At 39.4% G+C, this 14,981-nt stretch carries 10 protein-coding genes; 1 reads left to right on the plus strand and 9 read right to left on the minus strand.

From position 1 onward, the window contains the following. Positions 1–49: 49 nt before the first annotated feature. A complete protein-coding gene (locus tag KO561_RS15145; protein ID WP_231094106.1) occupies positions 50–1,639 on the minus strand; it encodes a peptide chain release factor 3 in 1,590 nt (529 codons plus the stop codon). Between the two features lie 209 nt (positions 1,640–1,848). Here KO561_RS15145 and KO561_RS15150 point away from each other — a divergent pair, with 209 nt between their 5' ends. Further along, the gene (locus tag KO561_RS15150) at positions 1,849–5,055 is read left to right on the plus strand and encodes a DEAD/DEAH box helicase (protein WP_231094107.1); all 3,207 of its coding nucleotides are present in this window, start codon (positions 1,849–1,851) and stop codon (positions 5,053–5,055) included. Positions 5,056–5,159: 104 nt separating this feature from the next. Here KO561_RS15150 and KO561_RS15155 read toward each other — a convergent pair whose 3' ends face one another. The 8 genes from KO561_RS15155 to KO561_RS15190 form a co-directional block, all read right to left on the minus strand. Further along, a complete protein-coding gene (locus KO561_RS15155; RefSeq protein WP_231094108.1) occupies positions 5,160–6,446 on the minus strand; it encodes an NCS2 family permease in 1,287 nt (428 codons plus the stop codon). A gap of 447 nt (positions 6,447–6,893) precedes the next feature. After that, positions 6,894–7,898, minus strand: coding sequence for a sigma-70 family RNA polymerase sigma factor (locus KO561_RS15160; RefSeq protein ID WP_231094109.1), 1,005 nt, complete (start codon positions 7,896–7,898; stop codon positions 6,894–6,896). A 175-nt stretch (positions 7,899–8,073) separates the two neighbouring features. Beyond that, on the minus strand, positions 8,074–9,234 hold the full coding sequence (locus KO561_RS15165) for a PDZ domain-containing protein (RefSeq protein ID WP_231094110.1): 1,161 nt from the start codon (positions 9,232–9,234) through the stop codon (positions 8,074–8,076). Between the two features lie 137 nt (positions 9,235–9,371). Continuing rightward, positions 9,372–10,859, minus strand: coding sequence for a S41 family peptidase (locus KO561_RS15170; protein ID WP_231094111.1), 1,488 nt, complete (start codon positions 10,857–10,859; stop codon positions 9,372–9,374). A gap of 134 nt (positions 10,860–10,993) precedes the next feature. Next, the gene (locus KO561_RS15175; RefSeq protein ID WP_231094112.1) at positions 10,994–12,268 is read right to left on the minus strand and encodes a murein hydrolase activator EnvC family protein; all 1,275 of its coding nucleotides are present in this window, start codon (positions 12,266–12,268) and stop codon (positions 10,994–10,996) included. 58 nt (positions 12,269–12,326) lie between these two features. Further along, positions 12,327–13,220 (minus strand): permease-like cell division protein FtsX, encoded by an 894-nt coding sequence (gene ftsX, locus KO561_RS15180; RefSeq protein WP_231094113.1) that lies wholly within the window; start codon positions 13,218–13,220, stop codon positions 12,327–12,329. After that, the gene (gene ftsE, locus KO561_RS15185) at positions 13,210–13,896 is read right to left on the minus strand and encodes a cell division ATP-binding protein FtsE (RefSeq protein ID WP_231094114.1); all 687 of its coding nucleotides are present in this window, start codon (positions 13,894–13,896) and stop codon (positions 13,210–13,212) included. The genes ftsX and ftsE overlap by 11 nt, the downstream gene beginning before the upstream one ends. A 340-nt stretch (positions 13,897–14,236) precedes the next feature. After that, a complete protein-coding gene (locus tag KO561_RS15190) occupies positions 14,237–14,977 on the minus strand; it encodes a hypothetical protein (RefSeq protein WP_231094115.1) in 741 nt (246 codons plus the stop codon). Positions 14,978–14,981: the final 4 nt, after the last annotated feature.

The raw sequence follows: 14,981 nt of genomic DNA on the forward strand, positions 1-14,981 counted from the left end.
TTCTTATTTTATCTAAAATAATGGAACTACTACGCTATCGTAAGGGCCCTTAACTATAACTCTGATCATACTGATTTACTTCAAACAAGTCGATAAGCTCCACTTTCGGATGTTTATCGACAAACCAGCGTAGTGAGAAGTCGTTTTTAAATAAGACAACTGCTTCCCCTTCTCGATCCCGTACAAGGAGGTTTCGTTCATCGAATAAACTTGGATCGACCTGATCTGCTTTTATCCAACGAGGAATTCGTTCCCCAATTGATTCAAATAATATATCCACGTTGTATTCGTTTTTCATCCGATACTCAAACACTTCATATTGTAATTGTCCAACTGCCCCGATGATATAAGATTCGGCACGGTAGTCCTTGAACAGCTGAATAGCTCCTTCTTGTACGAGCTGTTCAATTCCTTTTTTGAATTGCTTGGATTTCATAACGTTTTTGGCCGTTACTTTTTTGAAAAGCTCTGGCGGAAACTGCGGAAGCTCATCAAACTCAAAGCTTTCTTTTCCTTCGATAAGTGTATCTCCAATTCGGTAGGCATTCGGGTCGTAAATCCCAATAATATCCCCCGCATAAGCTTCTTCCACCGTATCTCGAGAGGATGCCACAAATTGCTGGGACTGCGACAGTTTAATTGGCTTATCTGTACGAGCAAGCTTGACGCTCATCCCTCGTTCAAATTTTCCGGAGCAAACTCTTAGAAAAGCAATTCGATCACGATGAGCCGGGTTCATGTTTGCTTGAATTTTAAAGACAAATCCCGAGAATTCTTGGTTGTCAGGACTCATGACACCCTCGGTCGTTTTTCGTGGTGTTGGTGCTGGCGCCATTGAAATAAACGTGTCAAAAAACGTTTGAACACCAAAAGGAGCTAAGGCACTTCCAAAGAAAACAGGGGTAAGCTCGCCTTTTAATACAGCGTCTAAAGAAAATTCATTACCTGCTTCGTCTACCAACGCCAATTCATCTTTCGTTTCCTCGTACGTTGGATTTTGGACAAGCTCTGCATGCTCAGGGCTATCCAAATCCGCATAAGGAATATACGTTTCTTCTTCGTTCCCATTGTATTGGACGAATTGTTCCTTATACCGATCAAAGATTCCTAAAAAGCGTTTGCCCATTCCTACCGGCCAGTTCATCGGATAGGTTTCAATATTTAACTCTGTTTCAATCTCTTCTAATAGGTCTAATGGTTCTCTGCCTTCACGGTCTAACTTATTAATAAACGTGAAAATCGGAATCCCTCTCATACGGCACACTTTAAAAAGTTTCAACGTTTGCGCCTCGATCCCTTTCGTTGCATCTATAATCATGACAACACAGTCAACAGCTGTTAACGTACGATACGTATCTTCACTGAAGTCCTCGTGTCCTGGTGTATCCAATATATTGACTTGAAAGCCTTTATAAGGAAAATTCATCACACTTGATGTAACAGAAATACCACGCTGTTTTTCAATTTCCATCCAGTCTGATGTCGCAAATTTTCCGGATTTCTTTCCTTTTACCGTACCAGCCGATCTAATCAGGTTTCCAAATAATAATAATTTTTCTGTTAAGGTTGTTTTTCCCGCATCCGGGTGCGAAATAATCGCAAAGGTTTTACGTTTTAACACTTCATCCTTTATGGACATGACAATCCCTTCCATTCTTTGTTCAATTTTTTATGCTCATTGTTGTTATAAGGGATTTTGTATCACATTGGATTGATGCTCCTTTATCTGTTTTTACCCATCAAAACATAGCATTTTTAGTTGAATAAATCAACCTCACCCATCCTCTACTAAATGGAAAAAGATGATATAATAAAAGGATAGACTTTTATATACAGGGGACAAGAGACATGCGATCTTACTTTTTAGACAAACAAGACATCGTTCGAATTACAGGAGAACGTTTTTATAAGCGGGGCTTTGACTACTTTCATAAGGGAAGAGTCTACGGATTACAACACAACCCGTCTATTAGAAGCTGGCGTGCACAAGTACGCGGGACAGAACCCTACAGTGTTCGTGTCTTCTTTTTTGAGCATGATGATTTAGAAGCAAGCTGCGATTGCCCGGCATATGCGACGCACTACACCTGTAAGCATATTGCTGCCGTCCTTCTCGCGATTAGTCAGGAATCGGCACAAAGAGTACACTCCTCAGAAGAGGATGAGCAGCCCATTCTATACAAAAACGATACGTTCTCAACTCGACTCATGGATGCATTAAACAGTACTATTACTGAAAGAACCGAAAAGGAGACCCTTCAAATCACGTATCAACTAGCGAGTCGAACACACCCTTATAACTCGAAACTCTTTCTTGAGGTACAGCTGAAAGTTGGCCCGGAAAAACTGTTTCAAGTCAAAAATATTCGTGAATTTTTACAAGCTTATCGAAATAGGCAAGCCTATCAAATTACACCAAGCTTTACGTATATGCCCGACAAGCATAGTTTTTCCGTGGAGGATCAATCGTTGATTCGTGACTTGGTGCTATCCCACGAAAATGAATCATTGTTTTCTACATCGTATGCAACAGATCCGGTTCAAGATAAGCGGAGCCTTTTCCTATCACCAAGTATTATTGGGACACTCTTGCCAAAAATAGCCGAACGAGCAACGACCTTTAAGGCAAATACCGAAGAAGAATACGATACTATGAAAGTGACGAATCAGCGCGGACCTTTATCCTTTAAACTAGATTCGGATCAACAGGATACTTTTTATTTAGATATATCCAGTTTAGCTAGCTATCAATATTTCGAAAGCTATGGGTATTTATTTTCTAACGGGACGTTCTACGGCTTAAATGATGAACAAAAGGCGATAATGGGACAAATTTATAGTCTGTTGCCATATCGAACAAGCTACGCTCATCCGATCGCCAAGGAAAAGGTATCCGCCTTTTTGACCAAAGTTGTTCCTAACTTGGAAAAGCTCGGTACCGTGACCTATACGAAAAAAATGCAGGAACGAATTACGATTGCACCTCTGCAAACGAAAGTATATGTGGAAGAAGTAGACCAGGTTCTTTCCGCCCGTGTGGAATTTCATTATGGTGGAAAAATGGCTCTCCCCTATCAGGATGATAGTGGATTGGATACGGTCATCAAACGAAACCATCCCAAGGAACTGGAAATCCTACTACTTATGGAAGAGGCCGGATTTGTTTACTTAAACAGTCGATTTCACTTATTCAAACAAGAATCCATTTATCAATTTCTGAGAACAGACTTACACACCTTACAAGAAAAAGCGGATGTGTTTTTATCAACTAGTGTGGAAGCCATGACAACAGACCAGGACCATAAACTATCCACATCGGTAGAATTGAATCCAACTAACGGTATGTTAGACATTCAGTTTGATATTTTAGGTATTTCTCAGACAGATATAGATAACGTATTACAAGCTTTAGTAGAAAAGAAAAAATATTATCGAATTCCGGACGGGGCCCTGCTTTCTTTAGAGGAAGATTCGTTCGAATCATTCCGTGAATTTGCGGATCAATTGCAGCTTTCTAAACAACAACTGGTAAATGGAACGTTACAGCTTCCAGCAGCAAGAAGCTTTCAAGTAGAAGATGCCTTCGGACAAGATGAATCTACGTACAATGAATCTTTTAGAACGCTGCTCAACCAACTGAAGCATCCAAACCTTTTATCATTCTCTTTGCCAAAAGGATTACAAGCAGAGCTACGTGATTACCAGCATACCGGATTCCAATGGTTTAAAACATTAGCGCATTACCACCTTGGTGGAATCTTGGCTGATGATATGGGATTAGGGAAAACTGTACAGACGATTACGTACTTGCTATCCGAAAAGGAGAGCGCAACACAACCGATTAAAAACTTGGTCGTAACCCCTGCTTCCTTACTCTACAACTGGAAAAAGGAAATAGAAAAATTCGCACCAAATTTTCATGTCGTCATCATCACAGGAAATAAGGAACAACGAAGAAAAGTGCTAGAAGAAGAGATGGATGCAGATATTTACATTACTTCTTATCCTACGTTGCGAAAGGATATCGATTACTATCACGATAAACACTTTGACTCGATGATTTTAGACGAAGCTCAAGCCATTAAAAATCATATAACTCAAACGGCCAAGGCAGTACGAGTTATTTCAGCAAGCAAGCGATTCGCTTTAAGTGGAACACCGATTGAAAATGCATTGGACGAGCTTTGGTCTATTTTCCAAGCGATATCACCTGGACTTTTTGGAAGTAAAAAAGCATTCTTACAATTAAAGTCTGACTATATTGCGAAAATTACACGACCATTTATCCTACGTCGTGTGAAAAAAGAAGTGCTACACGAGCTTCCAGATAAGATTGAAACCGTCCAGTACTCCGATTTAACAACATCCCAGAAGGAAGTGTATCTGGCCTATCTCGAGCGTATCCAGCAGGAAATTGCACAAACAGTGAAAGAAAAAGGTTTTAATCGAGGGAAAATAGAAATATTAGCTGGGTTAACACGTCTCCGTCAAATATGTTGTCACCCTGCGCTCTTCCTAGATAGTTACAAAGGACGCTCAGGAAAACTAGATCAATTAGAAGAGCTCGTGAAAGAACTGAAGCAGAGCGGAAAACGTACCCTTATTTTCTCTCAATTCTCCAGCATGCTAAAGATCATTCACAAGCGACTATCCGCTTCTGGTTTTGAAGCCTTCTATTTAGACGGCTCTACTCCTTCCGAACAGCGAGTGCAAATGGTTGATTCATTTAATGAAGGAGAAAACGATGTATTCCTCATCTCTTTAAAAGCTGGTGGAACAGGATTAAATCTCACTGGAGCAGATACGGTTATCCTCTATGATTTATGGTGGAACCCTGCGGTGGAAGAACAAGCAGCAGGACGTGCACACCGTATTGGGCAGAAAAATGTCGTGCAGGTTATTCGGTTAATTACAGAAGGTACAATCGAAGAGAAAATCTTTGAGCTTCAACAAAAGAAAAGAGAACTGGTCGATCAAATCATCCAACCTGGAGAAACGATGCTTTCGAAGTTATCTGAAGAAGAAATACGAGAATTACTGGAAATTAAAGTATAAACCTAGGAGGATAGGTGTTCTATCCTCCTAGGTTTATATGTTTTTTTATATGATCCAACTTGGACCAAGCTGCTTTTATTAGATATACCTTTTTGAGAAAAGGCTTAATGCATAAACACAGTAGAAGCAATCATATTTAATAAAAACAGTCCTGAAATGACGTACACTATAGGGGACACCTGTTTCCATTGCCCGATCGCAGCCTTCATGATTGGATATGCGATAAATCCAAAAGCTAATCCGTCCGCAATACTAGACGTTAAAGGAATGCCGACAATAATTAAAAAAGCTGGAAACCCTTCTGAAAATTCATGAAAGGAGATATCCTGGACACTTTTCATCATCAAAGCCCCAATGATAATTAGAACTGGTGCCACTGCATTTCCAGGTATTAGCTGAATGACTGGCAATGCCAATAGAGAGAATGCGAACAAGACAGCTGTCACTAATGTTGGAATCCCCGTTTTTCCTCCCTCAGATATCCCTGATGCACTCTCAGCAGCTGCAACAGTCGGGCTTGTACCAAAGAATCCCGATACAATCGTAGAGACTGCAACTGCTTTATATGCACGTGGAAATTTCTTCACATCTGGTAGCATTCCGCTTAGTAGCCCCATGTTTTCAAAAAGAACAATCATCGTTAAGGAAAAAACGGCAATCCAAAAAGGAATCTGCAGGACGCCAAATTCAGTTTGGCTAAAAATCTGGCCATAAGCCTGAAAATCAATGGACTTATCTGCAGTCTCAGGCTTTCCGATAAGCCCAATCGACAGGATGCTTGTAAAGAAGATCCCAATTAATAAGCTCCCTTTCATGTTGCGGACAAATAGAATTAAGGTAACCACTAGTCCTACTATCGTGGACAATGCAATAGGATTACCGAAATCGCCCAGCGCGACAAAAGTCGTTTCACTTGGCTGGATGATTTCTCCCTTCTGTAGCCCAATAAAGGTAAGAAATAAACCTATTCCGACCGTAATGCCATTTTTTATCGAGCTTGGGACAGCGGTTAAAATCCTATTCCCAAAAGGAGTGACACTAGCGAGTAAAAATAATAATCCAGAAATGACTACAACACCTAATCCTTGTTGCCAAGTTAGGCCTAAGGATTGAACAATGGTGTAGCTAAAAAAAGCATTTACTCCCATCCCAGGAATAATAATAATGGGTGCATTAACCCATAAGGCCATTAGTAAACAGCCGATAATAGAGGCGATAACTGTCGCTATGACACCTATACTTAATGATATTCCAGCGTCTTCTAAAATTAAGGGATTTACCAAAATGATATAGGCGCTTGTGAAAAAAGAGGTAAGTCCTGCTGTCAATTCTCTTTTCCACGTTGTCCCGTTTGCTTCCAACTGAAAGTATTGACTAAGTTGCTGAATCATAATGAATGTTTCCTCCGTATTTAATCCCTCGCCCGCCCGAGGTCGACTCGAAAAAAATCGACCTCCATATTTATTTGGAGTAACATACAGTTTACTTACATTTCAGCAATTTTTTTGTGAATTTATTGTGTTGTTAGATGTCTGACAAGTATAAACGATTGATTTATTTTAACACTTAACGATGGAATGTTCAATCCTTCCTCATATAAGATTTTTGATCCATCTAGCAATTGAATTTTATTAGGTAACTTCTTTAAGATAAAAACCCTATTATGATCGAGTGTACGGAAAGAAATAGACTTGTTCATTCTATCAATTAAACTAGACCTCCAACAGTTGAAGGCCCAGTTTTTCTGTGGTTTAACATGCTATGGGAGAACACGGCAATTACATTGGAGAGTACACAAAAATTTATCATGAATAGCCTGTTATTTAACCACCCTCCGTTTAAACTTGCCCTCTAAAGGTGACGTTACAAGCAGATAGGGAATTCCCATCCAAATCCTTAAAGCCAAATCCACCTTTTCCTTCTTGTCCTGGAATTAGGTTAATGTCGGTTACTTCTACCCCATCATGTTTTAAAAACTGATGGAATCGATCGAGGTCCTCTACATAAAAATCAATGACACTATGTGCAATATTATTCTTGGTGTTTATAAAAGTTAGACGTTCTTTGCTTTCTGTCTCTACTAGATAAATAGTAGGTACCCCAATTCTTTGTCCTCCTTGCAAATAGATCATAGCGGTGTTGGAATCTTGATAGCCTACTTTAGTTCCTAAAATTTTATTGTACCAATCTATCGCTTTTTGTAATTGGGATACAGGAATCTCAATTGTTGCAATTCGAGGTACAATTCGCCATAATACATCCTCGTGGAATTTCTTACCAACCTTGTTTTCCGATAATTCTTTTTCCATCACAGGTAACAACTCCTTTTGAAGTAATCCTTTTGATCGTCTAATTCTGCTTTCTACAGCACGAGTAGACACATCCAAAAATGAACTAATCTCACGGGCACTAAATCCACTAATATAGTATAAAATAATCACTTGTCTATTCTTCTCATCTAGCTTATATATGGCGTCCCAGACAGATTTCTTTTCAAACTTTCTTTGTACGATAACATCTACTTTTTCTGAGTGATCGAACAAATGAGGGTGCTGGTCTATGTCTTCATACGGTTTGCTTTTTCGAAGCAGGTCCAAAGATAATCGCTTCGTAATCATATATAACCAACTGGAAAATTTCCGACTGTCTTTTATCGTGCTTAAGCTGGACCAAGCTTTAACAAAAGCTTCTTGTGCAATATCTTGAGCTGCATGGTTATCCCGTGTCATGGAGAGAGCAGTCCCATATATAGCATTCGAATATTTTACGACGAGATCTGAATAGGCTTGCACATCACCTTCCTTTGCTTTTTTTACTAACTCCATGTCTTGACTATTACTCATCGCTTCCCTCCTACTATATAGACGTGATAAAAATATATATTCCGCCCCCTTTTTTTATTTTTCTTGCAAACAATACGACACTTTGTAAATATGGCACTTACCCTGGGCTTGGCGAAGAAAAAGCCAATACCCATCATCGATAGGTATTGGCTTTAGCTGTCTCTTACTTATTCTTTCACTTTCCAAAAACAATTCCAAGCTCGTGATGTTCCCCTTGATACATCGCTCGCTGCACAAAACGAATTTCTCCACGATCGTCGCGAACATCTAATCGGCATGAAGCACTACTCGTATGCAATGCTTCATAAAACTCTTGTACATTAGTCACAACTTTTCCATTCACCTTTTCAATACGCTCTCCCGCTAAAAGCCCTAGACCATCTGCTGGGGTACCAGGAATTACACCTAGTACTAGCATTCCAGTAGAGCTTGGGGAAAAGTAAGCAGATTTCTGCTGATCCTGTAGCCGATGACGATACGAAATCCACTCTCGACCAACGATGGCCACAACCACTGCTACTAAGGACATAAACGCATAATAGTAGCTGGAAATAGCGAAACCGATGACAATTAAGCTTAAAATTAAAACAGCATTTCCTAACTTTTTTGCAGTCACAACAGGTGAAAATCCTTTTGCTACATGCTCAAAACCGATGAGAAAAGGAATAAGAACCAACCCATACGAATCTCCCTCGATGGTAAAAATCGGCCACCAAGGCGCGAAAGGCTCTATAAATCCACTAGGAAGCAGGGCGAAAAATGGTATAATTACTGCTTTTTTTAAACGATGCTGCCCAATCCACTTTCCACGATTCCCTTTGACAACCTCCGGAAAGGTTTCCCTTTGATCTATTCTTAGTAGAAGGAACGCCTCTACTATCAAGAAAAAGCCAATAATAATCGTGAAGCTAGCCGCATCTATATGTTGCAATTCTTCCAGTATATCTATATTTGTTTCTGGTCCATATACATATTGGATAGCCAAAATAATTAGATAGCTAAATCCTAATGTGTATGCGGCAGAAAGCAAGGAAAATCGTAAGAATAAACTTAATGCTATCGTCACTGCTGCAATCAGTAACAGCACGTAAAAATCAAATACAATTCCTAATCCAATCGAAAGCAAGGAAAGAATAATCCCTGCAATTAAGGAAACAGAAGCTGTTCGTTTACTTTCCGAAAATATATCGAATATTTTCGTACCAAATAAACGACGTTCTTTACTTATTCGCTGTCTTGAAGCTAGTAGGACACAAATAATGAACCAGTACAAAACTGGATTCAAGAAAAGTCTCCCTAGCCCTTTTAATAGCTCCCATAACCAATCTTCCATCATCGTCACTTACTCCCCTCGACCTTTGCAATACACACTAAAACATTTCGCTATTCGACAAATAGAATCCTGCCTAAATCTTAATATTTCCTACATAAAAGAGAAGAACCCACGGGGATTCCCCCCGTAGGTTCTCCAACTTAATCAAATAGTGCATTTAACGCTTTCTGTTCTTGTACGTCATTTTCTCCGCTACGAATTTTCTCAACGATACTTGTTTGTAAAACATCCGCTGTTTGTTGATTAATTTTTCCTGTTACTTCTATATCTTTCGAAGATTGAAAGGCTTCAACCGCTTTTTCCGTTCCTTCACTAAAGAATCCATCTTCACGACCAGGATCAAATCCTAATCCCTTCAACATAATTTGGGCACTTTCAATTTTTTGACCGGTATGGTTAAAGGTTAATGGCTCTTCAATCTGAATCGGATTAGCGTAGAAGTATTCCGGCTGTTTCACTGCTATCGTCGGCTCTACCCCTTTTTTATGGATCCAGTTACCTTCTGGGGTTAACCATTTAAACATTGTTAATTTAATCGTACTTCCATCACCCATTGGAACGGCTTGTTGAACCGTTCCTTTTCCGAAGCTTTTCGTTCCTACAATATCGTATCCACCAGCTTCTTTCATGGCACCTGCCAAGATTTCTGATGCAGAAGCACTTCCTTCATCCACAAGCACGGTAATCGGGTAATCTTTGGGCTTCTCCAGTTCAGAGAAATAACGAGATTTTTTCCCGTCTCGATCCTCAATTTGAACGTATGGATGATCTTTCGTAATAAAGTTTTTCAAAATTTCCTCTACAGCAGTTAGCAATCCACCTGGATTTCCACGTACATCAATGACCAGCCCTTCCATTCCCTGGCTTTCTAGATCATCTAGTGCTTTTTTAAAGCTTTCTGCTGTCTTTTCAGAGAATGAGGTTATTTCAATGACTCCAGCCTTTTTCCCGTCTACAGTTTTCGTTTCAGAGTAGACCGTTTCTAACGGGATATCATCTCTTGTCAGTTCAATGGTTAACAGATCAGTTACCCCTGGACGTTTTACTTCCAGTTTAACTTTAGAGCCTTGTTCCCCACGAATCTTGGAGACTGCTTCATATAAATCTAGTCCCTCTAGGCTTTCTCCGTCCACACTTAAAATTTGGTCGTTCGGTTTTAAGCCCGCTTTTTCTGCAGGGGAATCTTTAATCGGTGCGATAATTGTGACATTTCCATCGACCATACTTACCTCTGCACCAATTCCTTCAAACGATGATTCGATTTGATGGTTAAATTCCTCCATCGTTTCTTTATCCATGTACACACTATATGGGTCTTCTAATGTATCGAGCATCCCTTGGATGGCACCTTCGATAAGCTGCTTATCCTCTACTTTTTCTAAGTAACTATCTTTTATTAAAGAGAAAGCTTGCGCTACCTTCGACATGTCTTCCATGCCTTTCATGTTACTAAAAAATTCCTGCTGCTCTTCAGGACTTAAGTCAACAAAGCGCTCTGCTGAGGGTGATGATGAATCCGAATCATCTTCATTAGATGTGGCTAGTTGTACACCAAAATAGGACCCAGCAGCACCGAGCAGCAAAGCTGCCAATAGTAGTAACACGATGTACTGCTTTTTGATATGCATGGTTTCACCTCAAACTATAGGATTTCTTCTAGAAGTATATCATGTATGTATGGCACAAAAAGGCACCACACCGATGTGCGATGCCTTTGCTATTGTTTAGTTTATGCCTAATTTGTCTATTTCATGTCAGAAGTTTATGGCAAGAAAGGTATAGGGTTAATCCCAGAATGATAGTCCCAACCGCCTTCATGTACTTCAAAGTGCAAGTGACTTCCATAAGAATTACCTGTATTCCCCATTGCTCCAATGGTTTGTAGTGCACCTACAGATTGGCCATAGGATACGGATAAACTAGACATATGTGCATACACCGTAGTTTTATCATACTGCGGATGATAAATATACACAACATTTCCGTAACTATTGGACCAATTGGCTCTGGCTACAACTCCAGATGCAGCAGCCTTGATTGGAGTCCCTGTTTTGTTGGCAATGTCAATTCCTCGGTGATAACCAAGGTCTCTTGGACCATAATCAGAGCTTAAACTTCCCTCAGCTGGCCATGCAAAAATGCCACTACCACCTGCAGATAATCCTGATCCAGAACCACCACCAGAGCCGGCATTTTTCTGTGCTTCTTCCTTAGCCAATTTCTCTAATCGAGAAGCTTCCGCTTGGGCTTGTTTTTTTGCTTTTTCAATAATGGATGCTTGTGCTGCTAATGTTTCTTGTTGTTCTTGTAGAGACATTTTATAGTCTTCTAAATGCTGCTCTTCTTCTTCCAACTGTACCATTAACTTTTCTTTTTGTGCCGCTTGTTGATCTAATGTAGCTTTTAGAGTTTGAAGCTCCTCTTTTTGACTAACTAAAGATTTCTTCTTATCCTCTAAAGACGCCTGTTTCGTTTCTAACTCTTTCTTATCAGCAGCTTGCGTTTCTAGTATTCCTTTATCCTGTTCCATGATTGTAGTAACAGCTGCTGCCCGGGTTAAGAAATCCCCGAAGCTTTGTGCTCCCATTAACACTTCAAGATAAGGAATGTTCCCACCACTTTGTTGTAAAGTACGCAGACGATCCTTTAAAAGAGCTTCTCTTTTCTTGATTCGCTCTTTCAAATCCTCAATATCTTTATTTAGTTTCTCAATTTGATTATTCGTGTCTTTTATTTCTTTTTCCTTTGAAGCGATATTCGCTTTCGTTTGATCTAGCTCACTGTTAATCGTATCAATTTGATCTGTTACTTGGTCTTGTTGTTGCAAATTGTCTTCGATTTTCTCTTCCGTTGCATCTGTCTTATTTTCTAAGTCCCCTTGCTTTTCTTGAATATCATCTTGCTGGTTTTCTAAATCATTAATTTCTTCCTTGACATCATTTAGATCCTCCGCATACACAAGGACTGAACTTGAAAAGATTGTGAGTAATGCTACTGCGAGGATTATGATAGAGCGAAAACTTCTTTTCATCTGCATGCTTTACTCCCTTCCACAATAAATCGGCTTCGAAGGTTAAAGAATAGAATCATAGAATTTAAACCTTCAAGAATTTACGTACACTCATGACACTTCCCCAAACACCTATACCTGCACCAATGACAAGAATAATTAGGGATAACTGCCATGCAAACGGATTGAATGGCAATAGCTCCACAAACTCAAAGCTAATAAGGTCACTAACATGAGCTTCTAAATAGTAGTATCCTCCAAGAATAAGGCCAATTGGGACGATACTTCCTAGCACTCCTAATAACAATCCTTCTATGAAAAAAGGCCAGCGAATGAATGCATTCGTTGCACCCACTAGCTTCATAATTCCTATCTCTCTACTTCTCGCCATAATCGTAATCTTAATCGTATTCGAGATAAGAAAAATAGCTGTAAAAATTAATCCTATAATTAATGCTAGTCCAATATTTCTAGCATAATCGTTAAAGGTGAAGAGCTTTTGAACTACCGTTTTGCCATAGTTAACTTCTTGCACATTGTCATATTCCGCAATTTCTTCCGCAACCTGAATGGCATCCGTTGGATCTTCTGTTTTCACAATGTAAGCATGGTTTAATGGATTGTCTTGTTCAAACAGTTCCCAAGACTTTCCCTCTTCCCCCATACTCTCAATTAAAGCGTTTAGTTCTTCTTCCTTTGAAGAAAATTTCACTGTAGACACTTCAGGTATTTTCTTAAGTTGTTCGCCTATCGTATCAATCTGACTTTGATCAGCCGTTAAATCTACCAAAACCTTTATTTCAACATCTTCTTCGATGTTATCTGCAATTTGATTAAGGTTAAGCATAAGCATTAAAAAGGCGCCGACTAAAATCAGCGTTGTCGTAACAGCCCCGATGGATGCAAAGGTCATCCAACCATTACGCAAGATGTTTTTGGCTCCTTCTCTTAGATGTCTTTTAAAGGTATTAAACGTCATAGCCATATTCACCCCGACTTTCGTCACGTACGATCCGTCCGCCTTCAATGGCAATAACACGTTTTTTGATCGTATTTACGATTTCTTTGCTGTGTGTGGCCATGATAATCGTTGTACCACTTGCGTTGATTTCTTCCAAAATATTCATGATTTCCCATGAGGTTTCAGGGTCTAAGTTCCCTGTAGGTTCATCTGCGATTAACAGACTAGGTTTATTCACAATTGCTCTAGCAATCGATACACGTTGCTGCTCCCCACCTGACAGTTCATCTGGCAGAAAACGAGCTTTATTTTTCAGTCCTACTAAGTCTAGAACTTCCATCACACGTTTCCGTATAGCTTTCGGCGATTCTTCAATTACTTCAAGGGCAAATGCAACATTTTCATAAACGGAGAGTTTAGGTAGCAATTTAAAATCTTGGAATACGACTCCGATATTTCGTCGTAGGTAGGGAACGTCTTTCCATTTCATATTGTGAAGCTGTTGTTTATGGATCCGGATATATCCTTTGGAAGGTTTCACTTCTCTATAAATCATTTTAATAAAGGTAGATTTGCCTGCCCCACTCGGGCCTACTACATACACAAACTCACCTTCGTCAATTTGAACGTCCACACCGCTTAAAGCTTGTACACCGTTTGGGTATGTTTTTTGTACTCCCTGCATATCAATCATATATTTATCACCTTTACCTCATTTATGTTATCTACCTTGATGTCTGCACTTAAAGTTAGTAATCTAGTAAAATTTCTGTCGAAACATAAGTCCTCACTATTATAACATCTATAAAGGACTTTTTTAGACAAAAAAATATTACATTTATGTTTCAAAGGACCTAAATGATAGGAGAATGTAAATTTTTATGGCGAATTAGGTAAATAGAGCCCTATAATCGACAAAATTCTACACAACCTTAATGATTATAACGGACTAAATATAACTTTCGCAAGGTGCAAAAGGTGGAAAAAAATCGAGTGTAAATCCTTAGATTTACACTCGATTCTCTTATTTTCGACTATTCTATGACGGTTTCTACATTTGTTTGAAGTTCAGTATCAAACAGTGGAAGTTCAAAAAGGAAATTGGTTTGAAACTGTCCATTTGCTTGCAGTTCTTCTGTCAACATAGTAAAGGCTTGATCCAGTTCTGTTAGGAGCTTTTCTAACTTGTCTGCAACTTCTTTCGTTACTTCATCTGTATTTTCTTGTAAGGTAGCACGAGTCTCAGTTGCTTTTTTTTCTACATCGTCTGCTAATTCTTGAAGTTTAGTTTCTACCTGTTGTTCTTTATGTTTTGCGTCTTTTTGCACATGCTGCAGTACTTGCTTGGATTCATCTATTACTTTCTCAGCGTTCTCCACCAATTCTTCCGATTCTTCCTCTAGTTTTTCAGAGTTCAAGTTCACTTCAGCTTGTGAGTCTGATGTTATATCATCATCCAAACTCGTTTCTGATGATGCTTCAACCTGTGCACTTTCAGTTTCAATGTGTACAGCTGCTTCGGTGGATGCTTCAGCTTTTGCTACAGCGTTGGCAGATTCACTAGCCATTGATTTCACCTTATGAACAACAGCACGTGCCTTCTGTTTCCCTTCTTCGACAAGAGATTCTACATGATGTATATCTTGTTTTACTTCTACTGTCGCTTGAACATCTGTTTTATTTACTGCTGCATCTGCTTCTACTGAACCTGCTGCGAATACTCCTACTGAAAATACTCCTGCCAAGATACTTGCTTTCACAACATTTCCATTCATTATA

Origin of the sequence: Radiobacillus kanasensis (genome assembly GCF_021049245.1) — a bacterium.
GTDB classification, from domain to species: Bacteria; Bacillota; Bacilli; order Bacillales; family Amphibacillaceae; genus Radiobacillus; species Radiobacillus kanasensis.

What these genes read in the sequence shown, in the direction of transcription:
- KO561_RS15145 (WP_231094106.1), bottom strand. Translation starts at nt 1,639, where the DNA reads ATGTCCATAAAGGATGAAGTGTTAAAACGTAAAACCTTTGCGATTATT.
- KO561_RS15150 (WP_231094107.1), top strand. Translation starts at nt 1,849, where the DNA reads ATGCGATCTTACTTTTTAGACAAACAAGACATCGTTCGAATTACAGGA.
- KO561_RS15155 (WP_231094108.1), bottom strand. Translation starts at nt 6,446, where the DNA reads ATGATTCAGCAACTTAGTCAATACTTTCAGTTGGAAGCAAACGGGACA.
- KO561_RS15160 (WP_231094109.1), bottom strand. Translation starts at nt 7,898, where the DNA reads ATGAGTAATAGTCAAGACATGGAGTTAGTAAAAAAAGCAAAGGAAGGT.
- KO561_RS15165 (WP_231094110.1), bottom strand. Translation starts at nt 9,234, where the DNA reads ATGATGGAAGATTGGTTATGGGAGCTATTAAAAGGGCTAGGGAGACTT.
- KO561_RS15170 (WP_231094111.1), bottom strand. Translation starts at nt 10,859, where the DNA reads ATGCATATCAAAAAGCAGTACATCGTGTTACTACTATTGGCAGCTTTG.
- KO561_RS15175 (WP_231094112.1), bottom strand. Translation starts at nt 12,268, where the DNA reads ATGCAGATGAAAAGAAGTTTTCGCTCTATCATAATCCTCGCAGTAGCA.
- ftsX (WP_231094113.1), bottom strand. Translation starts at nt 13,220, where the DNA reads ATGACGTTTAATACCTTTAAAAGACATCTAAGAGAAGGAGCCAAAAAC.
- ftsE (WP_231094114.1), bottom strand. Translation starts at nt 13,896, where the DNA reads ATGATTGATATGCAGGGAGTACAAAAAACATACCCAAACGGTGTACAA.
- KO561_RS15190 (WP_231094115.1), bottom strand. Translation starts at nt 14,977, where the DNA reads ATGAATGGAAATGTTGTGAAAGCAAGTATCTTGGCAGGAGTATTTTCA.